21 protein-coding genes are annotated in these 20,660 nt (G+C 41.8%); 3 read left to right on the plus strand and 18 right to left on the minus strand.

Annotated features, from left to right (window positions below; genetic code table 11):
• Window positions 1–11: 11 nt before the first annotated feature.
• From fabG to fabT, 5 genes are all read right to left on the minus strand, one after another.
• Window positions 12–749, minus strand: coding sequence for a 3-oxoacyl-[acyl-carrier-protein] reductase (gene fabG / locus ACYVRS_RS05020; RefSeq protein ID WP_313538982.1), 738 nt, complete (start codon window positions 747–749; stop codon window positions 12–14).
• Between the two features lie 9 nt (window positions 750–758).
• Window positions 759–1,682 (minus strand): ACP S-malonyltransferase, encoded by a 924-nt coding sequence (gene fabD, locus ACYVRS_RS05025; protein WP_054116342.1) that lies wholly within the window; start codon window positions 1,680–1,682, stop codon window positions 759–761.
• A 119-nt stretch (window positions 1,683–1,801) separates the two neighbouring features.
• Window positions 1,802–2,026: an acyl carrier protein gene (locus ACYVRS_RS05030; RefSeq protein ID WP_003126345.1), complete on the minus strand. Its 225-nt coding sequence runs from the start codon at window positions 2,024–2,026 to the stop codon at window positions 1,802–1,804.
• Between the two features lie 61 nt (window positions 2,027–2,087).
• Window positions 2,088–3,050 carry a beta-ketoacyl-ACP synthase III gene (locus ACYVRS_RS05035; RefSeq protein WP_313538978.1) on the minus strand — a complete coding sequence of 321 codons (963 nt, stop codon included), beginning with the start codon at window positions 3,048–3,050 and terminating at the stop codon, window positions 2,088–2,090.
• A 9-nt stretch (window positions 3,051–3,059) separates the two neighbouring features.
• Entirely contained in the window at window positions 3,060–3,500 is a 441-nt protein-coding gene (gene fabT / locus ACYVRS_RS05040; RefSeq protein WP_054116344.1) for a fatty acid biosynthesis transcriptional regulator FabT, read from the minus strand.
• 302 nt (window positions 3,501–3,802) lie between these two features.
• On the opposite strand from fabT, the gene ACYVRS_RS05045 reads away from it, so the two are divergent.
• Entirely contained in the window at window positions 3,803–4,756 is a 954-nt protein-coding gene (locus ACYVRS_RS05045) for a GIY-YIG nuclease family protein (protein ID WP_461202761.1), read from the plus strand.
• Between the two features lie 86 nt (window positions 4,757–4,842).
• Here the strand turns inward: ACYVRS_RS05045 and ACYVRS_RS05050 are convergent, their stop codons facing one another.
• The 7 genes from ACYVRS_RS05050 to ACYVRS_RS05080 form a co-directional block, all read right to left on the minus strand.
• Window positions 4,843–5,073, minus strand: coding sequence for a YkuJ family protein (locus ACYVRS_RS05050; RefSeq protein WP_054116346.1), 231 nt, complete (start codon window positions 5,071–5,073; stop codon window positions 4,843–4,845).
• An 83-nt stretch (window positions 5,074–5,156) separates the two neighbouring features.
• On the minus strand, window positions 5,157–6,032 hold the full coding sequence (locus ACYVRS_RS05055) for an NAD(P)-dependent oxidoreductase (protein WP_461202763.1): 876 nt from the start codon (window positions 6,030–6,032) through the stop codon (window positions 5,157–5,159).
• Between the two features lie 73 nt (window positions 6,033–6,105).
• Window positions 6,106–7,338 (minus strand): glycosyltransferase family 4 protein, encoded by a 1,233-nt coding sequence (locus tag ACYVRS_RS05060; RefSeq protein WP_461202765.1) that lies wholly within the window; start codon window positions 7,336–7,338, stop codon window positions 6,106–6,108.
• A gap of 28 nt (window positions 7,339–7,366) precedes the next feature.
• Window positions 7,367–8,377, minus strand: coding sequence for an LTA glycolipid anchor biosynthesis glycosyltransferase, IagA/BgsA family (locus tag ACYVRS_RS05065; protein ID WP_313510116.1), 1,011 nt, complete (start codon window positions 8,375–8,377; stop codon window positions 7,367–7,369).
• Between the two features lie 232 nt (window positions 8,378–8,609).
• Window positions 8,610–10,337: a phosphoenolpyruvate--protein phosphotransferase gene (gene ptsP / locus ACYVRS_RS05070; protein ID WP_054116350.1), complete on the minus strand. Its 1,728-nt coding sequence runs from the start codon at window positions 10,335–10,337 to the stop codon at window positions 8,610–8,612.
• Window positions 10,337–10,603, minus strand: coding sequence for a phosphocarrier protein HPr (locus ACYVRS_RS05075; RefSeq protein WP_003126335.1), 267 nt, complete (start codon window positions 10,601–10,603; stop codon window positions 10,337–10,339). Before ACYVRS_RS05075 ends, ptsP begins: the two co-directional genes overlap by 1 nt.
• 160 nt (window positions 10,604–10,763) lie before the next feature.
• Entirely contained in the window at window positions 10,764–10,955 is a 192-nt protein-coding gene (locus ACYVRS_RS05080; protein WP_054116351.1) for a hypothetical protein, read from the minus strand.
• Between the two features lie 253 nt (window positions 10,956–11,208).
• Here ACYVRS_RS05080 and ACYVRS_RS05085 point away from each other — a divergent pair, with 253 nt between their 5' ends.
• Together ACYVRS_RS05085 and ACYVRS_RS05090 are read left to right on the plus strand one after the other, a co-directional pair.
• Window positions 11,209–13,449 (plus strand): ATP-dependent Clp protease ATP-binding subunit, encoded by a 2,241-nt coding sequence (locus ACYVRS_RS05085; RefSeq protein WP_461203125.1) that lies wholly within the window; start codon window positions 11,209–11,211, stop codon window positions 13,447–13,449.
• A gap of 148 nt (window positions 13,450–13,597) precedes the next feature.
• The gene (locus ACYVRS_RS05090) at window positions 13,598–13,912 is read left to right on the plus strand and encodes a DUF1827 family protein (RefSeq protein WP_054116352.1); all 315 of its coding nucleotides are present in this window, start codon (window positions 13,598–13,600) and stop codon (window positions 13,910–13,912) included.
• A gap of 73 nt (window positions 13,913–13,985) precedes the next feature.
• Here the strand turns inward: ACYVRS_RS05090 and ACYVRS_RS05095 are convergent, their stop codons facing one another.
• The 6 genes from ACYVRS_RS05095 to ACYVRS_RS05120 form a co-directional block, all read right to left on the minus strand.
• Window positions 13,986–15,566 (minus strand): peptide chain release factor 3, encoded by a 1,581-nt coding sequence (locus tag ACYVRS_RS05095; protein WP_461202767.1) that lies wholly within the window; start codon window positions 15,564–15,566, stop codon window positions 13,986–13,988.
• Window positions 15,567–15,739: 173 nt separating this feature from the next.
• Window positions 15,740–16,549 carry a MetQ/NlpA family ABC transporter substrate-binding protein gene (locus ACYVRS_RS05100; protein ID WP_054116354.1) on the minus strand — a complete coding sequence of 270 codons (810 nt, stop codon included), beginning with the start codon at window positions 16,547–16,549 and terminating at the stop codon, window positions 15,740–15,742.
• Between the two features lie 13 nt (window positions 16,550–16,562).
• Window positions 16,563–17,225: a methionine ABC transporter permease gene (locus ACYVRS_RS05105; protein WP_461202769.1), complete on the minus strand. Its 663-nt coding sequence runs from the start codon at window positions 17,223–17,225 to the stop codon at window positions 16,563–16,565.
• Window positions 17,212–17,937 carry an ATP-binding cassette domain-containing protein gene (locus tag ACYVRS_RS05110; protein WP_313511189.1) on the minus strand — a complete coding sequence of 242 codons (726 nt, stop codon included), beginning with the start codon at window positions 17,935–17,937 and terminating at the stop codon, window positions 17,212–17,214. The genes ACYVRS_RS05105 and ACYVRS_RS05110 overlap by 14 nt, the downstream gene beginning before the upstream one ends.
• A 10-nt stretch (window positions 17,938–17,947) precedes the next feature.
• Window positions 17,948–18,964 carry a lipoate--protein ligase gene (lplA, locus tag ACYVRS_RS05115; RefSeq protein WP_461202772.1) on the minus strand — a complete coding sequence of 339 codons (1,017 nt, stop codon included), beginning with the start codon at window positions 18,962–18,964 and terminating at the stop codon, window positions 17,948–17,950.
• A 219-nt stretch (window positions 18,965–19,183) separates the two neighbouring features.
• Window positions 19,184–20,560: a hemolysin family protein gene (locus tag ACYVRS_RS05120; RefSeq protein ID WP_054116358.1), complete on the minus strand. Its 1,377-nt coding sequence runs from the start codon at window positions 20,558–20,560 to the stop codon at window positions 19,184–19,186.
• Window positions 20,561–20,660: the final 100 nt, after the last annotated feature.

Consider the following 20,660-nt stretch of genomic DNA (forward strand, 5'->3'; position numbering starts at 1 on the left):
TTCTTTTCCTCCTAGCCTTGCATTGCCATGCCACCGTCTACACTGAGGACTTGACCTGTGATATAGGGGCTTTTGGCTAAAAATACCGCTGTATTTGCAACATCATCCGTTGAGCCAAATCGTTGTAACGGAATTGCTGCGATCGATTGTTCTTTGACCTTGTCTGACAACACTGCTGTCATTTCTGTTTCAATGAAGCCAGGCGCGATGGCGTTGACCGTGATGCCTCTAGCAGCGCCTTCACGGGCGGCTGATTTCGTAAACCCAATGACACCGGCTTTGCTAGCTGCATAATTGGCTTGGCCAATGTTGCCGGTCAAACCAACGACACTGGTCAAATTGATGATCCGGCCTTCCCGCAGCTTCATCATTTTTTTGATTGCATGTTGCGTCATATTGAACGTTCCGGTCAAATTGATTTTGATCACCGAATCAAAGTCTTCAGGCTTCATACGCAATAATAATTTATCATTGGTGATTCCCGCATTGTTGACCAATATATGAATAGGTCCAATTGTCGCTTCGGCATCTGCCAGCATTTGCGCTGCTTGATCAAAGTCAGCAATATCTCCATTGATCGCGACACATTTGACGCCAAAATGGGTGATTTCTGCAATCAATTCTTGCGGAATCTCTTTGCGTCCATTCAACACGACATTGGCACCTTCTTTGGCAAAAGCTTTCGCAATCGTGAAGCCGATTCCGCGAGAACTGCCTGTAACAAAGACATTTTTGTTATGTAGCTCCATATATTCCTCCTAATTGAACTTTGCTAGTGTGTCCGCCAGTGTTTGACTGTCTTCTACACGCATGGTTTGGATATCTTTATCGATTTTTTTCATAAATCCGCTCAAGACTTTGCCTGGACCGATTTCTACGATTTGCTCAATCCCTAAGGCTTTCAAGGTAGCAATACTTTCATAGAAACGAACAGGTGACTTGACTTGACGGGTCAGCAAGTCTTTGATTTCTTCGTAGGCCATTGGTTCTGCTGTCGTGTTGCTGATCACTGGTACTTGCGGCTGATCGAAACCGATCGTGGTCAATTCGCTGGCTAACTGCTCTGCCGCTGGTGCCAACAATGCTGTGTGGAATGGGCCACTGACATTCAATGGAATCATCCGTTTGCTGCCTGCCGCTTGCAATAGCGCAACGGCATGATCAACTGCAGGTGCTTCTCCACCAATGACGATTTGTTGCGGTGTATTGTAATTGGCTGGCGAAACGATCCCAACACTTGATGCTTCTGCGCAAATGGCTTCAATCGTTTCTGCGGGCGTGTTCATGACTGCCACCATTTTCCCAGTGCCAGCCGGCGCCGCTTCCGTCATGAATCTGCCACGCTTTTGTACCAACGCTACCGCATCAGCAAATGTCACTGAACGGCTTGCCACCAAAGCTGTATACTCGCCTAAACTAAGGCCAGCCATCGCCTCTGCGTGAATCCCTTGTTGCTGCAGTACACGCCAAAAACCGACACTAACGGTTAAAATCGCCGGTTGGGTATATTCAGTTTGATTTAAACGGTCATTTTCTTCAAAGCATAGCGCAGCCATGTCATAACCGAGGATATCACTGGCTTCATCAAAGGTTTGGCGTACGATCGCTTCTTGTTGATACAATTCCTGGCCCATCCCTATATACTGCGCGCCTTGTCCGCTAAATAGAAAAGCTGTTTTCATCTTGGACTCCTTTATCTTTACATCATTTGGATTGGAGAACATGGTTTGATCGCTGAGACTGATCAACGTGTTCTTACAACATGAAAAGGAAAGGCTAGGCTGTTTGCCTAGCCTTTGTTTTATGCTTGTTGTTTTTCTACATATTTAACTAAATCTTCAACTGTTTTGATACCATCTTCAGTTTCGATTTTCACATCGAACTCGTCTTCGATCTCGTTGATGATTTGGAATAAATCTAAGCTATCTGCTTCTAAATCTTCTTGGATATTTGTGTTTAATTTGATTTCTTCTTTTTCTTTACCTAATTCTTCTGCTACGATTTCTTGAATTTTTTCGAATACCATGTGTTGTTTCCTCCAATGTGTGTTGTAATCTTATTTTTTCGTTTTTTATATGTGAACAGGTTTATAAGGCTGCGAGCATGGTTCCCCATGTCAATCCGCCGCCAAATCCTGAGAACACCACGTGTTGTCCACTGCCCAATGTCAGTGTGCCTTTTTTGACTTCTTCATCCAGTAATAGTGGGATCGAAGCCGCTGAAGTATTGCCATAATGCTGCATATTTTGTAAGAATTGTGCCCGAGGTTGTTTTAACTTACGCGCCACTTTATCCAATATACGGGCATTTGCTTGATGCAGCAGATAATAATCAACTTCTTCATTTTCAATGATTTCGGCAATCGATGAAACGACATCTCTTGTTGCAAAGTCAAAGATTTCTCGTCCTACCATTTGCATACAAGCGTGATACGCCGGTGCATTGGTTGAAAAAGGATTCTGATTGCTGCGAAAGCCAGAGGTCAAAGACATGCCTCTTGTGCCATCAGCTTTAAGGCTTTCTTTGATGATATGCTGCTTGGTGGATGCTTCTATTAAGACGCCTGCTGCACCATCACCGAATAATACGGCGGAAGAACGATCTTCCCAATCTAATACTTTTGATAACACTTCGCCGCCGATCACCAAACCTTTTTTCGATCCGGTCCTGATCAACTTCTCTGCCATTGACAAGGCATAGACAAATCCTGCACAGGCAGCACTGATATCAAAAGCAAAAGCGTTTGTTGCGCCAATCATCCCTTGCACTTGGCAGGCAACTGCCGGTGTATTGAAATCAGGTGTGATCGTGGCCACTAAAATAAAATCAAGTTCTTCAGGATTGACATTCGCTTCATCCAGTAGTTTGACAGCTACTTTCCCACAAAGATCTGATGTATTCTCTCCAACAGATATGCGTCTTTCTTTGATGCCTGTTCTCGAATAGATCCATTCATCTGATGTATCCATCAAATGAGATAAGTCATCATTCGTGACGATCTTATCAGGTACGTAACTTGCAGTTGCGGTAATTTTTCCAAACATATTCATCAACTATTCTCACTTATACTCTTGTAAAAAGCTGTGCAGGTTTTTTAGTGCTTTCAGTAAAGCTTTCTCTTCTTCAGCATCCATTTGACTCAGCACGCCTTTGACCATCTCTCGATGGAAATGCTGATGGACCCGAAAAAGCAGCTTTCCTTTTTTGGTCAGCGCCAACTTAACAACGCGCCGATCATCTTCGCTGCGGATGCGTTCTACATATTCTTTCTTTACCAAACGATTGATCGCGATGGTCAATGTCCCAACAGTGATTGATAGTTCTTTTGCAACTTCAGTCGTTGTCTTCTTTTTGTACATCCCGATTGCTTCGATGGTATGCATTTCAGTAATAGAAAGATCATTAAATTCTGATTTTTTCAATTCAGATTCTTCGATCACTAAAATATCATTAAAGACACTGACTAAATAGTCATTGACTGTTTCTAAATTGGGTTCCATAGTGTTCACCATCCGAATACTTTGATAATCAAATCATTTGATAGTCAAACTATATCGAAAGTCATTAAGAATTGCAAGAACATTTTTAAACTTTTGCTTTTTTTAAGGACATTTTTATTTTTCCACCCATTTTCTAAGAAATGATTCCCTTTGAGTTGACAAATCTTTTGACTTACGCTTGCCAACTTTCTTTGATGTCCAAAGTAATCCTCCATTCTCCATTGATTGCACAGCTTTTTGATTGAAAGCCTTGCTATCAAAGGGTTCTTCTGCTACGATTTGAGATGAAACGAGGGAACCACATGAATATACATATAGAAGAACTGAAGCGAAAAGCGAATGCTTTGCCTGAGACGCCAGGAATTTATCTAATGAAAGATGCACATGGAAGCATTGTCTATGTCGGCAAAGCCAAATCCTTGAAAGCAAGGGTCGTTTCTTATTTTCGAAAAAACCAACAACATACCAGTAAAACCATTCGGATGGTCCACAATATCACTGATTTCGATACCATTGGCGTTGATACCGAGCTCGATGCTTTGTTATTAGAATGTCAACTGATCCAAAAACTGCATCCCATGTATAATCGCCAAATGAATCATGTAGCCAATTATGCTTATCTTGATCTTAGTCATCATACATTTCAGCCACAAGCTGCAAGAACATCAAATGCCGTTGGACCATTTAGACGTGTCAAGCAACTGCCGCTGCTGGCAGAATTGCTTAGCGAAACGTATCAGCTCCAGTGCATCAACCCTGTGACCCGTACGCGGGTCGAGGCACAGCTGCCTTTAGTCAAAGCCTTATCAGAATCGGATAAATGGCATGAAATCAATCAGTTTTTTGCCGGAAAAGAGACAGGATTTTTTGATTTGTGTCAACAACGCCTCAGCTATTTGACAGATCACTTATTATTCGAAGAAGCACAAAAGCTGCATCAACGGTGCAAGGCGGCCCGCAGCTTTTATCAAGAAGTCTGCAAGATCAATACTTTTTGGCATAGTCCAGATTTGCTAGTCACCGCCCCGCTTTTATCAAAGGAGGGTTCTGACAAACAGTTGATCAAATGTTATCAAATCCAATTTGGACAAATCGTTCATAGCGAGATCTGTCGTGGGATTGACCGGTTTCAACCGATCAACTATGAGTCGAAACCGCGCCTGATGACCAATGCCGACCTTGATCCAGTTTGTATCTTGATTCATTTTCAAGGTGATACCCACATGCGAGAGGCTTTCCGACAGGAAAATAGCTAAAAAAAGGAACTAAAAGGGATCATCGATCTCTTTTAGTTCCTTTTGATATGATTGGATGATACTTGTATAGAAAGGGGATGCCTTTCTTATTGGATCAAATCATAGATTTCCATGGCTACAATATCAACATTGTCAAACTGATAAGGTTGATTTGTTTCTGCTTCCGTTAATTCAAACGTTTCAGTAGAATGATCATACGTAACGGTACATTTTTCAACGCCTTCTTTTTCAAAACGTCGTACTTGAACTTCACTGTCTTGCGCTTCGACCATCGCTTCTAAACGTTTGATGATAGCGACTAATTGCGAACTTTTCATTCGTAAGCCTCCTTTTTCTGTCCGTTATATTGTATCAAAACATCCTCTAACATGCATTGATTTTTGCGATTTTTTTTGAGATTTTACGATTTTTTTCCATCTTGCCACCAAAGTTTAATCAGGGCTTGGGTACCATCATTTTCAAAGCCTTTATCCGCCAACTGATCGTAGAGTGATTTGGCTAATCTCGTACTTGGCAAATCTAGATTCATTTTCGCCGCTTCATCTAAGGCAATCCCTAAATCTTTGATGAAATGTTTAACGAAAAAGCCCGGTGAATAGTCTTCTTTTAAAATTCTCGGACTGTAATTGGTCATTGACCAATTATTTGCGCCGCCGCCAGATAAGGTTTGGATGACTTGCGGTAAGTCAAGGCCTGCTGCTTGGGCATAGACGAGCATTTCGGTCAAACCAGTCATGGTACCTGCGATCATGATTTGATTGGCCATCTTGGTATGCTGTCCTTTGCCTGGGCCACCTTGAAGTTGATAACTTTTCCCTACGATCTTAAACAAAGGGAGTACGCGTGCATAAGTAGCCTGATCTCCCCCGACCATGATGGTTAGTGTGGCATTTTGTGCCCCTAAATCTCCGCCTGAAACAGGCGCATCAAGACTAGCGCCACCTTTACTTGCGGCTTCTTGAGCAATTTTTTCAGCTAAATCTGGGGTACTAGTCGTAAAGTCTACGAGCACTTTTCCTTCGATATCCGTTCGAAAGATCCCTTTGTCTCCGAAATATACTTCTTCAACATCACTAGGATAGCCGACCATTGTAAAAACAATCTCACTATGCGCCGCCACATCTGTTGGGGTATCATACCATGTTGCACCTTTCTCAATCAAGCTGTCTGTTTTGCTTTTGGTACGATTGTACACAGCGACCTGATGCCCAGCTGCGAGTAAGTGTCCTACCATTGATTGACCCATGACGCCTGTTCCGATAAAACCTAAATCCATGATCATTCCTCCAATTAAAAAAGTTCATGCTTTTAGTATACGCTAAAACCATGAACTTGAGAAAATATTCTGTTTATTCCCCTGTGCGTCGGAATGATTTCAATCTAACTTTAAATTTTTCCAATGTTTGTTCTGTTTCTTTTGCTAATTCAGCTGTTTCATAATAGGCCACCATATCATGATAGAAAGAAAGCATGGTTTCACCAAACCGCAATGCGGAGATTTCATACATTTTACGGCGCAAGACCTCAGGATCTGAAGGAATCTGTTGTTGCGCATACGCGATAAAAGTTTTGGCAAAATCCTGATCTGTCTGATACGTGACACCTAAGGAAGGATCATCGATCAATGTGTTGAGGTAATCATTGCCTTCGACCACTAACGGCGTTCCAGCTGCCATCGCTTCTGTATAGGTCAGACCTTGTGTTTCAGAAGTTGATGCACTTACGAAGTAATCAGCTGCGTGATAATAAATGGCCACTTCATCATTTGGAACTTCGCCAACAAAATAAATATGTTCAGATAATTGCATGTCAATGACTTTTTCTTCGAGTTTCTCTTTATGGGGACCTTTGCCAACGATCACCAATTTAGCATTCGGAATCGCAGCAATGATTTCTGGCATCCCATCAATGATCGCTTGGATATTTTTCTCATAAGAGATTCGACTGAGGGATAAAAGCATAGGTTGGTCTTCATCGATCGAAAGTTGCTGTCGCAAGGCGTTTTTCATATCTTCTGTAATATCCGCCCGCCTAAATTTCTCGACTTCGATCCCCGTAGGAATGATCCGCATTGGGGATACCACGCCATAGCCCCGTAATGTGTCGATCACCCGTTCGCTAGGGCAAACCACACCGGTACTATGGTTGGCGAACAAGCGGGACAAATACTTGACGTGGGCTGGACGCAAGACCTTCCCATTGGCAATATAATGCAGGTAATCTTCATACATCGTATGATACGTATGGATCACTGGGATCTGCATTTTTTTGCCGACCATCTTCCCTAACATGCCGGCACCAAATTCAGTATGGGTATGGATCAATTCCAGTTCCAACTCTTTGGCGATCAAATAGGCGTAAAGCATGCCGCGAACAACGATTCGCCGGTCCTTAAAAGAAACGAAGGGGACGCTTGGCATCCGAATGATATCTTCTTCATCTAATGCTGCATTGGGATCGGTTGTCGTAAAGATGTAGACTTTATGGCCTTTGTTTTCTAACTCTTCTTTTAAAGTTTTGATTGATGTCGCGACACCACTAACTTGCGGAAAGTAAGTGTCTGTAAAAAAACCGATTTTCAAAACGGTACCTCCAAACTCTGCATGATTGCTAATTCTTTGTCAATACTTCCTGATAGACTGATTGCAGCTCCTTGCCGATGGCATCAATACTTTTCTCTTGCGCTGTACGATAGCCGGCATCTGTTAGGTCAGGCAATTCATTGTTGAGGAGGGCCTTGATCTTGACTGCAAATTCAAGGTTATTTCTTCCCATATAGCTATTTTGACCATCTTTGAGCCAACCTTGATACACAGGGATGTCTCTTACCAAAATTTGCTGTTTGCTCGCCAGCGCTTCAAGTACGACGATGCCTTCTGTTTCCTCATATGAAGGAAAAAAGAATAAATCAGCCCCGGAATACGCGCCTTCAATAATGTCTCCTTTAATATAACCTGGGAAGCGCACATTGCTTGGATGATCACCGTTGACGAGATCACGTATTTTTTTGGGGATCGTCATCATCGGCGTGTGACCAAACCAGATAAAGGTATATTCTGGCAATTGTTTGGCAATCTCCACAAAATCTAAAATTCCTTTTCGTTCAAAAAACAACCCTACTGAAATGATGACTTTTTGGTCTGGATCAATCTGAAAATAATTGCGAAAGGCTTGTTCTTTTTCAGCATTGGGTTGATATTTTGCCAAATCGATGCCGTTGGAGATCGCTTTGATAGGGACAGTCAAGCCATATCCTGTTAATAATTCTTTAGAATAAGGGGTCGGGGTGATCAACTGATCGGCTCTGGCATATAAATTGATCAAATATTTTTTGTATAATGGCGATAACTGATTCGAACCAATAAATGAATTCCGAAAATCCTCTTCTGTTGAATGGGCGTGGTAGATGACTTTCTTTCCATGCCGTTTGGCTTTATTGACCATGTGCAAACTATTCACACCATAGGTATTGATATGCAAAATATCATAATCCTCTGCGTGTCGGTCTAAAGTATAGTCGATGCCTACATCGGTCAATGCTCTTTGCTGGTGGGCTAGAGCTCTGCCTATTCCTGACTTCGCTAATAATTTTTCTCCTTCAAAATAAAGAAGTACTTTCAAACATAACTCCTCCTTGTGCTGCGGTTGTCTACATATAAGTATAGCATAGCCAATAGCAGACACACTCCTACCAAGGTCCTAGATACTGGGTGTTCCTATTCTCCATGATACTGGAATCACTAAAAATAGCAACGATTATAGGTAGGATATGACAAAACTGTTCGTTGATTCACCAGGTGTCAACATATAAAAAAAGACAGTAAGCCAAAGCTTACTGCCTTAATATGTTTGCTTATTTGACATACTCTTCGATCAATGCCACAACGTCTTCCATTGTGTCACAATCTTCTAAAGCACGTTTTGCTAATTCTTGCATATCTGTAGTAGATAAGCGTTTCATCAAGCTACGTGTTTTTAGTACAGAGGTTGCACTCATTGAAAATTCATCTAAGCCCATACCTACAAGCAACGGTACAGCTGTTTGATCTCCAGCCATTTCGCCGCACATACCAGCCCATTTACCTTCAGCATGCGCTGCATCGATCACGTTTTTGATCAAACGTAAAATTGATGGGTTGTATGGTTGGTACAAGTAAGATACACGCTCATTCATTCGGTCGGCAGCCATTGTGTATTGGATCAAATCATTGGTACCAATACTGAAGAAGTCAACTTCTTTAGCAAATTTGTCTGCTAAAACAGCCGCAGCTGGAATTTCGATCATGATACCAACTTGGATATCATTAGAAACTTCAACACCTTCATCGATCAATTTTTGACGCTCTTCATCGTACATTTTTTTCGCAGTCCGGAATTCTTTCAATGTTGCCACCATTGGGAACATGATACGTAGATTTCCATGTGCAGATGCACGAAGCAAAGCGCGTAATTGCGTACGGAACATATCGTCACCTAGTTCAGACAAGCTGATACGCAATGCGCGATAACCTAAGAATGGATTCATTTCATGAGGCAATTTAAGATAAGGAAGTTCTTTATCTCCACCGATGTCCATTGTGCGGACAACAACTGGTTTTCCAGCCATTCCTTCTAAAACTGCTTTATATGCTTTGTATTGGTCTTCTTCTGTTGGGAAATCAGGAGAATCCATGTACAAGAATTCAGTACGGTATAAACCGACTGCTTCTGCACCATTGTTATGCACACCTTCTAAATCTTTAGGTGTACCGATATTTGCAGCCAATTCAAAGTGCTTGCCATCAGCGGTCACTGTTTCAGCATCTTTCAATTTTTCCCATTCTGCTTTTTGTTCAGCGTAAGCTTCGCCTGCTTTGATAAATTCAGCTGATTGGTCTTCTGTTGGGTTCACGATCACATCGCCAACGATCCCATTTACAGCTATAATATCTCCTGCTTTCACTTTTGCGGTGATTTCCATCGTTCCAACGATTGCTGGAATTTCTAAAGACCGCGCCATGATTGCAGAGTGAGATGTACGTCCACCGATATCTGTAACAAAAGCTTTGACAAAGTTGCGGTCCAATTGCGCTGTATCACTTGGTGTCAAGTCATGGGCAATCACAACGACTTCTTCATCGATCATTGAAGGATTCGGCAAGGTTACATTCAGCAAATGCGCCAAGATACGTTTTGCAACATCTTTGATATCCGCAGCCCGTTCTTGCATGTAAGCATTGTCATCCATTGCTTCAAACATACCAATATACATGTCAGTCACTTCTTTCAATGCTGCTTCAGCATTGACTTTGTTGTCTGCCACGTTTTGTTTGATTTGACCGATCATTTCTGGATCTGAAAGAACCATTAAATGTGCGTCAAATACTTGTGCTTCTGCTTCGCCTAGTGTTTGCGCAGCTTTGTCGCGGATTTGTTGCAATTCCGCTGTCGACTTAGCTAACGCTTCATCTAAACGTGTTTCCTCTGCTGCCGTATCTTCAACTGTTACTTTCGAAAAAGATAAATCAGGTTGTACTAACAGGTAGGCTTTCGCAACGGCAACGCCATCACTAGCAGCAATTCCTTTTAGCATCTCAACCATTATTCAGACAAACCTTCTTTTTTCATTGTTTCAACGATTGCAGCGATTGCATCTGCTTCGTCAGCACCTTCAGCAGTGATCGTTACGTCAGAACCTTGGCCAACGCCTAATGACATAACACCCATGATTGATTTAAGGTTTACTGATTTGCCTTTGTATTCTAAGTTGATATCAGAGTTGAATTTGCTTGCTGTTTGTACTAATAATGTAGCTGGACGTGCGTGGATACCTGTCTCAGCAACTACGTGAAAATCTTTCTTTTCCATATTGATCAATCTCCCTTATGAACCATTTTTTTGTGTGAAGGCATCTTTTTAATCGTGGCAAAAGCACGATAAAAAAATTACCCTTTCAACTGTTAAGATTACCATTTTTTTCTTAGTTAGACAACCGTTTTCTCTTAAATAAACGATTGAAATCGATCGCTTATTTATTTTCTGGCAGATATCGATAAATGATATTTCCATTCAGACCAGCTTCTCCAACGAATTTGACCCGATCTTCACATTGCAGCCAGACATCGCGGAAAGCCAAAAATTGCGGTTGCGTCACGAGCAGCTCTTTGATCTCCCCACTTCGTAATTGATTGATGCTGGTGTTGAAATCGATGTTTTCCATAAGTTATCGTTCACCTCTTTGCTTCTATTATATGCGATATATGACCACTTGAAAAGTTGCTTAAAAAAGGCAGCCGCTGTCTTAAAATGATCAAGTTTAAATGGTTGCAGTCTGACAAAAAGTCAGTATAATAGAAGTATGGTCAGTAAAGGTCAATGGTTACATTGATGAATGACCCTCCCTCATACACTCAGCCAAAACATTGGCGGAGATTTAAGGGATGCAGGATAAACATCAGAAAGGTCGTGTATCTATGCTTTGTCAAAATTGTGGTAAAAATGAAGCGTCGATTCATTTGTATGCCAATGTCAATGGTCAAAGAAAACAATTAGATTATTGTCAAAGTTGTTATCAAAAATTAAAATCTCAATCAGGAAATGCTGCCGCCGCGATGGCGCAAGATCCATTTGGTTTTGGAAACTTAGATGATCTATTTCGTCAAATGTCACGCCAAATGCAGCAAGGAAACCCCTCCGACCAAACGCCTCCGACGCAAACAGGCGGCAATGGCTTTATAGGCGGTCAACCGCCACGTACCAACCAAGCAGCCAATGGTTTATTAGGCGAATATGGCATCAATATCACCCAAATGGCTCGTGACGGTGAAGTTGATCCCGTTGTCGGGCGTGACAATGAAATCAAACGGGTGATCGAAATCTTAAATCGCCGTACCAAAAACAATCCAGTCTTGATCGGTGAACCAGGTGTCGGTAAAACGGCTGTTGTTGAAGGATTGGCCCAAAAAATCGTTGACGGCGATGTGCCGCAAAAATTAATGGACAAAGAAGTCATCCGATTAGATGTGGCTTCCCTTGTTCAAGGCACCGGGATTCGCGGTCAGTTTGAAGAACGGATCCAAAAATTGATTGAAGAAATCAAACAAGCGGAAAACGTCATTCTATTTATCGATGAAGTCCATGAAATCGTCGGCGCAGGTGCTGCCGGTGATGGCAACATGGATGCCGGCAACATTTTGAAACCAGCACTTGCGCGCGGAGAATTGCAAATGGTTGGGGCAACTACCCTCAATGAATACCGCATCATTGAAAAAGATGCAGCATTAGAAAGACGTTTGCAACCAGTTCGTGTTGATGAACCAACAGTTGAAGAAACCATTCGTATCTTGCAAGGTCTGCAACCGCGATATGAAGATTATCATCATGTGCGGTATACCGATGAAGCGATCAAAGCTGCAGCAACTTTATCAAATCGCTATATCCAAGATCGTTTCTTACCAGATAAAGCGATCGACTTATTGGATGAAACGGGTTCAAAGAAAAACTTAACGATCCAAATCGTCGATCCTAAAATGATCGACAAAAAACTGCAAGAAGCTGAAGCGCAAAAACAAGCTGCTTCTCAAGAAGAAGACTTCGAAAAAGCGGCCTATTATCGCGATCAGATCAATAAATTGCAAAAAATGAAAGAACGTCAGATCAGTGATGAAGAAACGCCTGTTATCACAGAAAAAGACATGGAACAAATCGTTGAAGAACGGACCAATATCCCTGTCGGTGATTTGAAAGAAAAAGAACAAACCCAATTGAAAAATTTAGCGGATGACCTGAAAGCCAAAGTTATTGGTCAGGAAGAAGCCATCGATAAAGTAGCCAAGGCCATTCGTCGCAATCGCGTCGGTCTAGGCAAACAAAATCGACCAATCGGGTCCTTCTTATTCGTGGGTCCAACGGGTGTCGGAAAAACGGAATTGGCCAAACAATTGGCCTATGAATTATTCGGTTCCGCAGATTCAATGATTCGGTTTGACATGTCGGAATATATGGAAAAACATAGCGTAGCAAAACTGATTGGTTCGCCTCCAGGTTACGTAGGCTATGAAGAAGCTGGTCAATTGACTGAAAAAGTCCGTCGTAATCCATATAGTTTGATTTTATTGGACGAAGTCGAAAAAGCCCATCCAGATGTATTGCATATGTTCTTGCAAATTCTCGATGATGGCCGATTGACTGACGCGCAAGGCAGAACCGTCAGCTTCAAGGATACGTTGATCATTATGACCAGCAATGCAGGTACAGGCAAAGTCGAAGCCAATGTTGGTTTTGGTGCCGCCAGAGAAGGTATCACCCGCTCCGTCTTGAACCAATTGAATAATTACTTTACACCTGAATTCTTGAACCGCTTCGATGGAATCGTCGAATTCCAATCATTGAGCAAAGAAAACTTGTTATCGATCGTTTCCTTGATGTTGGATGAAGTCAACCAAACGCTGCAACCGCAAAAAATTTCGATCGATGTTCCACAAGATGTCCAAGAAAAATTGGTCGACCTCGGCTATAGCGCAACTATGGGGGCCCGTCCTTTACGTCGGACGATCCAAGATCAAATCGAAGATGGCATTGCCGAGTATTATCTTGAACATCCAGACGTACGTACACTGCAAGCAGCAATCGATGATGAAGACAAAATCATCGTGACCGCAAAAAGTACTGCGGAGGAACCTCAAGAAATCACAAGTGAAAAAGAACAAGAATAACTTGACTATGCGTTCATAAGTCAATCCCTCGACGCCAGACAACTATGTTACCCAAAAAATTTGGATTTTCTGAGTTGTCTGGCTTTTCTTTTGAAAAAAAACGCCCTATAATGTTATTAATAAATACATAGAATGTGAGGTGAGTCTGGTGAAATTGATTAATGTGACCAACAGCCATTCTCGACTAGTAATGAATCAGTTAGAAAATACGGATGCGGAACTTGTAAAGGTTTACACTGCTGGTGATACAACGGTGATCTTTACTTCTGCCCCATACCACAATGAAATTTTGCTGATCAACAAAAAACGAAATATCCGTCCGACGGAAATCGACGAGATCAAAGATTATTTCCTGAAAAAATTACCTGAAGGCTCATATGACCCTGCCAGTATTTCAGTGATCCAGATGCCGGACGTAGTAGAGATTTCGATCCAAAAAAATTTAACCTCTTCTAGCAAATAAAAAAATATCTATAAAAGGTGACTGTTGCAGCCCTCTTTTATAGATATATTTTTTTGCCTTCGATCAACGATTCTTACATCAAACTCTTCAGTTCAACATCCGGATACTTATCTGCGAACCAACGCATCGCAAATTGATTTTCAAATAAGAACAGCGGTTGGTTAAAACGGTCTTTAGCTAAGATATTACGGCTTGAACTCATGCGTTCATCTAAGTCTTTCGGATCGATCCAGCGCGCAATTTTATTCCCCATCGGCGTCATGATGACTTCTGCATTGTACTCGTTCAACATTCTGTATTGGAATACTTCAAACTGTAATTGGCCAACGGCACCAATGATATATTCATCACTCAAGTAAGTTTTGTATAACTGGATCGCGCCTTCTTGAACCAATTGATAGATTCCTTTATGGAATGATTTTTGTTTCATCACATTTTTGGCTGTGACTTTCATAAACAATTCTGGTGTAAAGGAAGGCAATTCTTCGTAAGCAACTTTTAATTTTCCTTCGTAGATCGTATCACCGATTTGATAGTTTCCCGTATCATATACACCGATAATATCTCCGGCAACGGCTTCTTCAATATTTTCTCGCGTATCCGCCATAAATTGCGTTACATTACTCAGTTTCATTTTCTTGCCTGTCCGTTCTAAAGTCACATCCATCCCTCGCTCAAAGGTACCTGAGCAAATGCGGACAAATGCGATCCGGTCACGGTGGGCTGGGTTCATATTGGCTTGAATCTTAAAGACAAAGCCGGACATTTCTGGTTCATAGGGACTGACTTCTGTATCCGCCAATGTTTTGTGCCCATAAGGAGCTGGTGCAAATTGTAAGAACGTTTCTAAGAATGTCTGCACACCAAAGTTTGTCAATGCTGAACCAAAGAAGACAGGTGTTTGTTCTCCCCGTGCAATTTTCTCGGTATCAAATGAATCGCCGGCTTCTTGCAGCAATTCTACTTCTTCTAAAACTTGCTGGAAAAGACCATCTTGACTAAATGGATGGTCAGCAGGCAAATGCCCTTCGTCATCCAAGGTTACTAACCGTTCGCCGCCATGGTTGTCCGGGCGGTAAAACTCAATCCGTTGATTGTGGATGTCATATAAACCTTCCAACCCTTTCCCCATACCGATCGGCCAGTTCATTGGAAAAGATTCAATCGCCAATAAATCTTCTAATTCTTCTAACAGCTCTAATGGTTCACGACCGTCACGGTCTAACTTGTTAATGAAAGTAAAAATTGGAATACCGCGTTTTTTCACTACTTGAAATAGTTTTTTGGTTTGGGCTTCGATCCCTTTGGCACTATCGATCACCATGACTGCACTATCGACAGCCATCAATGTTCGATAAGTATCTTCTGAGAAATCCTCATGTCCAGGTGTATCCAAAATATTGACCCGTTTGTCTTGATAGTCAAATTGCATCACAGAACTAGTGACTGAGATACCCCGTTGTTTTTCGATGTCCATCCAGTCAGATTTCGCAAAGTTGCCTGTCTTTTTCCCTTTGACAGTTCCTGCTTGACGAATGGCGCCACCAAACAAAAGCAGCTGCTCAGTGATGGTTGTTTTCCCGGCATCCGGGTGGGAGATGATCGCGAAGGTCCGACGACTATCAACTTGTTGTTTTAATTTTGGGTTATCCATTGTTTATGTAACTCCATTTCTTTATTTACGTATGAACAGAGGAACCCTCTGTAAGATTTCCGACCAAATCAGTATATCATGGAAATAGGCCAGAAAAAAGAAAAAAAGCAACAATACCCATTTCGTTCTTCTGTAAAGAAACGTCGAAATGGGTATCATCGCAATGCCGTCGATCAAAAAGCTGGCACCAATGTATCACTATGGTCTTTTTCTAGAAATTCTTTGACCTTGTCGCTCGTCATTGCTTTTCGCAAGACCTTGATCTTCTCAGAATCTTGATTGTCTTCCCGAGCAACTAATGAAATGGCAAATCGATCATCGATGGTTTTTTCTAAAAATAGCGCATCCTCAGGTTTCAACCCGATTTTCGCGATATATGTGGGATAGTTATAAACCAAGGAAACGTTAGGCTCTTCATAAGCTTCGGCTAGATTCAGCAAATCTACCGACAACCACTCAAAATTCTTCGGATTCTCTGTGATGTCTTTCAATGTGCCGTTAACACCAACACCGTCTTTGAGGGTGATCAATCCTTGTTCGGCCAAAATCGCCAATGCACGCCCTTCATTTGACACATCATTTGGCAGTGCGACTTTCGTGCCTTCTGGGATATCGGCAATATCTGTGTACGCTTTTGAATAGAAGCCGACTTTCGCATTGTAGATTTTATCCAATGCCACTAAATGGGCGTCTTTTTCTTCATTAAATTTTTCCATATACGGTTGATGCTGCGCAAAATTAGCATCTACTTCATTATTGTTCAGCAACTCGTTGTACTGAATGTTGTCATTGACTTGCACCAGCTCGATCGTCCAACCTTCTTCTACTGCTTCGCCAGCCACTTTGACCACATCGGTCATGGGGGTGGTTTGCGATGCCACTTTAATGACTTTATCATCACTGCTCTCATTATTCGTTGAGCCACAAGCAGCCAACAAACTTAATGCCAATACCCCTACACTTACTACCAAACCTTTTTTCATTTTATATGTCCTCCTATTTTCGTTTATCTAAATGTTTCGCTGTTGTATTCCCCGCCCATTGCAGGATAAAAACCATTACGATCATAAGTATGATCGCGAAATACATGACACCATACTCATAGCGTTGATAGCCGTAACGAATCGCAAAATCTCCAATCCCCCCGCCGCCAACGATTCCCATGACAGTAGAGTAAGAAACCATACTCACGATCGTCGTGGTCAAGGCCAAGACCAAGCCGCTCCTTGCCTCTAGTAACAAAAAAGATCGAATAAATTGCCAGCGAGTGACTCCTAATGATTTGGCAAGCAAGGTCACATCTTCTGGAACATCTAAGAGCACTTGTTCCGTCAGACGCGCATAGACGCTGATAGCCACGATACTAAGGGGAAAACTAGCTGGGATCGGCCCAAACGAACTGCCCAAGAGCATTCTCGTAAACGGAATCAAGGCGACCACAAACAGCAAGAATGGAAAGGAGCGGATGATCGTGACAATCAAATTTAACCCTTCATACGCCAGAGAAAACGCTTGTTTCCTAGTCAGATACATCAACACCCCTAAAGGCAAACCGAGTAAAATCGCTGCACTGATGGAAATCCCCATCATGATGCCCGTTTCGCCTAAAGCTTGCCATAGCTCTGGTAAGTAGTAACGAATACTTTCACTGATCGACATGCCGCAAACTCCTCTCTACCTGTTCCACATAAGAAAGTGCGGATGTGTTGATTGGTTGCGGCTGATGTACAAATTCAGCTGTAAAATGTCCCGACTCAAGTACATAGACTCGATGGCACAATTGTCGTACAACAGAAAGTTCATGACTGACAAAAACAACTGCTGGTTTAAAAGTCTGTTGCACCTTCTGTAAAAGCGCGATGATGTCTTGCTTGGTGTCTTCGTCTAGGGCACTTGTTGGTTCATCACAAAGCAAGATTTTCGGTTCTCTGACCAACGCTCTGGCAATAGCAACTCTTTGTTTTTCGCCCCCACTTAACGTAGCGGGATAATCTTGCGCTTTATCTGCCATTCCGACAAATGCTAAGAGTTCCCCAACAGGTTCACTGGAACGCCCCGCTAATTTTAGTGGTAAATAGACATTATCGAAAACCGATAAATTACTTAATAAATTATACTGTTGAAAAACCATACCTATCTCTCGTTGACACATCAGCCGCTGTTTTTGATTGAACTGATTGACCTTTTGCCCATCAATGATGATCTCACCTTGATCTGGTTGTTCGATCAAATTCAACAGGCGCAGCAAAGTCGATTTGCCTGACCCGCTTTTGCCTACCACACCCACGATTTCACCCGCAGCTACCGAGAAAGACAGCTGATCTAAAACCGGTTGGCTATATCTTTTTGCTATATCTTGAACGGTTAACATGGCGGCCTCCTTAGTGGAACAATAAATCGAGAAAATCAGCGTGTGTCATTTGATGAATATACTGATCCAATGGTTGCTTCAACAAGATTTCTTTGACCGTATCATATTGAAACGGCACCCCTACTAATGCATCTTGCAAATGCTTGATTCCTTTCTGCCCAAAAAAATCACCATTGATCCTTAGGTCAGTGATCACCCCTTTGGCAACAGAAAAATTGATTTCCACAATGCCTACACGCGCATAACGTTTTCGTTTCTGCCAGTCAAAAGCAGGTGCTTCATCAAAGATCCATTTGGGATTTGCATAGCGCTCATGATAGATCGCCTCAATAGCTTGCTGATCCTCATCGGTCAGTTGCAGTTCTTGTGACTTGATTGCCTCAATTGATCCAACACCATATATGTGGCATAGCAAGGCATCCCGAAAGGCATAGGTATCTAATGCTTGATAGGTTGCTGACAAATAAGGCTTGATATTGGTCACACTTTTGCGGACAGATTTTGTCGCTTTTGACGCGATTTTTTCTTCAGCAACATGCAAGACTTGGGTCAATGCATCCAAGTCAACATCGAACATCAGCGTTCCATGGGCATACGTACGGTCTTTTTTGGTATACATTGCATTTCCTGAGAATTTTTTGCCATCGATATAAAGATCATTGCGGCCGTGAACCGTGACGCCTTCAGCCCCCATCGCAGCTAACCCTTTCATGATCGGTTGGGTCGCACTCTGATAGTCGCCAAATCTGCCGGCATCTTTTTTAGTCACAAAACTAAAACTCATATTGCCTAAATCATCATAAACTGCCCCGCCACCCGAAGTCCTGCGTGTCAAAACAATTGATTTTGACTGCAAGTAGGCTAAATCAATTTCTTGATAGGCATTTTGATTCCTACCGATTATAACACAAGGTTTTTGGATATATAACAGCAAACAAGGTTCTTGAACATCTACGTTATCCATCAAATATTCTTCAGTCGCCAAATTCATACGAATATCATCACTAGGCATCCGAAAAAATTTCATATTATGTACCTCCATTCATTTCAATACGTTATATAGGGTCGCTTGATTAGACAGTAAAAGCAACTCATTTGTTTATAATTAAATCAAAAATGTTCTTTTATCTGTTTTTTGTCTGTACTATTTTATTCTTCTATCCTACATGTTCCACGTCTATAATGCAAGGGCATTCAATCAATTGATACAAAAAAAACCAACACACGAGGCATTGGTTTCAAAAAATCATCTTCTAGGTTCATCTTCTTCAAAATCTTTACGGAAATAACGCCGTTCTTCTTCAGGTTCGATGTCGCGATCTTCAGGATCGTGGAACTTCACCCGAATCTTCAATACACGAGAACCTTCCATTTCTTCAGAGATCAACGTGACATTGTCCACTTCAAAAGAAAGCTTTTCTCCATCATCTGGAATCAATCCTAAGGCCGTGATCAAATAGCCAGCCATTGTATCGACATCACTCATATGCAAACTCATATGAAAGGCTTCGTTAAAATCATCGATCAACATCCGCCCTTGGATCACATATTCTTGATCAGAGATTTTTTCATATAACTCTTCGACTTCATCCGACTCATCATCGATTTCACCAACGATTTCTTCCAACAAGTCTTCTAAAGTAACCAATCCAACGACGCCGCCATATTCATCCAGCAAAATCGCCATTTGATTTTGGGTCTTCTTCAACTCATACAGCAAATCATCGATAAAGACCGTTTCAGGAACAAACAATGGCTCTTGCAGGATCTGTTGGATGTCCATTGATTCAAATCCATGCTTATACGCACATTTCAAAAGATTTTTGGTGTGCAATACGCCAACAACTTTATCTTTGTCCTCATTATATACAGGAATACGAGAATAGTTTTCTGCTAAAATTTCAGTCAAAATTTCTTCTACTGAATCATTGATGTCAACCATGAAAGCAGATGTACGTGGTACCATCACTTCACGGGCAACTTTCGTATCTAACGAGAAGATGCCTTGCAGCATTTCCAGTTCATCTTCTTCGAACACACCTTCTGTTTCCAACATGTACCGCATCTCATCACGGGTCATTTTGGTATCTTCATCGTCAAATTCCATTGGCGTGATCCGCGCCAGCAAGCTCGTTGATGCAGATAAAAGCCAAACGAAAGGTTTTGCGATCGTACCAATCACACGAATCACCCCAGAAGTAAATTGAGCCACTTCTTCTGATTTGTTCATTGCAATACGTTTTGGATACAATTCTCCAAACACAATCGACACGTAAGTCAATATCGCCAATACGATGATATTAGCCAAACTTCTGGCCGCTGATCCTCCACCTAAGTAAGGTGCTAATTTCGTTGACAAGTTATCAGCTAAGGATGCCCCAGATAAGATATTGACCAAAGTGATCCCAACTTGGATCGTTGACAAGAAATTCGTTGGATTCTCAATGATTTTCAATAATTTTTGTGATTTGACATTTCCTTCTTCCGCCTTTTGTTCGACACGGTTTTTGTTGACTGAAACAACCGCAATTTCAGAAGCCGCTAAAAAGGCATTGATTAGTGTCAAAACAATCAACAATAAAATTTGCGCTAGAAGCGACTGACTCTCGGGGTCAGCATTCATAATAGCATTCTCTCCTTATTTTCCATTTTTTCTAAAAAAAATCGTGGGCTATGCCCACGATAAAATCGTATCACAAACTATTTTCCTTTGCAATAAAAAA

It is taken from the genome of Enterococcus salsurae (assembly GCF_054784955.1).

Coding starts and splice junctions, on each gene's coding strand:
- ACYVRS_RS05085 (WP_461203125.1), top strand. CDS start 11,209: ATGCTTTGTCAAAATTGTGGTAAAAATGAAGCGTCGATTCATTTGTAT.
- fabD (WP_054116342.1), bottom strand. CDS start 1,682: ATGAAAACAGCTTTTCTATTTAGCGGACAAGGCGCGCAGTATATAGGG.
- ACYVRS_RS05110 (WP_313511189.1), bottom strand. CDS start 17,937: ATGTTAACCGTTCAAGATATAGCAAAAAGATATAGCCAACCGGTTTTA.
- ACYVRS_RS05030 (WP_003126345.1), bottom strand. CDS start 2,026: ATGGTATTCGAAAAAATTCAAGAAATCGTAGCAGAAGAATTAGGTAAA.
- ACYVRS_RS05120 (WP_054116358.1), bottom strand. CDS start 20,560: ATGAATGCTGACCCCGAGAGTCAGTCGCTTCTAGCGCAAATTTTATTG.
- ACYVRS_RS05075 (WP_003126335.1), bottom strand. CDS start 10,603: ATGGAAAAGAAAGATTTTCACGTAGTTGCTGAGACAGGTATCCACGCA.
- lplA (WP_461202772.1), bottom strand. CDS start 18,964: ATGAAATTTTTTCGGATGCCTAGTGATGATATTCGTATGAATTTGGCG.
- ACYVRS_RS05050 (WP_054116346.1), bottom strand. CDS start 5,073: ATGAAAAGTTCGCAATTAGTCGCTATCATCAAACGTTTAGAAGCGATG.
- ACYVRS_RS05045 (WP_461202761.1), top strand. CDS start 3,803: ATGAATATACATATAGAAGAACTGAAGCGAAAAGCGAATGCTTTGCCT.
- ACYVRS_RS05080 (WP_054116351.1), bottom strand. CDS start 10,955: ATGGAAAACATCGATTTCAACACCAGCATCAATCAATTACGAAGTGGG.
- ACYVRS_RS05095 (WP_461202767.1), bottom strand. CDS start 15,566: ATGGATAACCCAAAATTAAAACAACAAGTTGATAGTCGTCGGACCTTC.
- ACYVRS_RS05100 (WP_054116354.1), bottom strand. CDS start 16,549: ATGAAAAAAGGTTTGGTAGTAAGTGTAGGGGTATTGGCATTAAGTTTG.
- fabT (WP_054116344.1), bottom strand. CDS start 3,500: ATGGAACCCAATTTAGAAACAGTCAATGACTATTTAGTCAGTGTCTTT.
- ACYVRS_RS05055 (WP_461202763.1), bottom strand. CDS start 6,032: ATGGATTTAGGTTTTATCGGAACAGGCGTCATGGGTCAATCAATGGTA.
- ACYVRS_RS05035 (WP_313538978.1), bottom strand. CDS start 3,050: ATGAATATGTTTGGAAAAATTACCGCAACTGCAAGTTACGTACCTGAT.
- ACYVRS_RS05105 (WP_461202769.1), bottom strand. CDS start 17,225: ATGTCGATCAGTGAAAGTATTCGTTACTACTTACCAGAGCTATGGCAA.
- fabG (WP_313538982.1), bottom strand. CDS start 749: ATGGAGCTACATAACAAAAATGTCTTTGTTACAGGCAGTTCTCGCGGA.
- ptsP (WP_054116350.1), bottom strand. CDS start 10,337: ATGGTTGAGATGCTAAAAGGAATTGCTGCTAGTGATGGCGTTGCCGTT.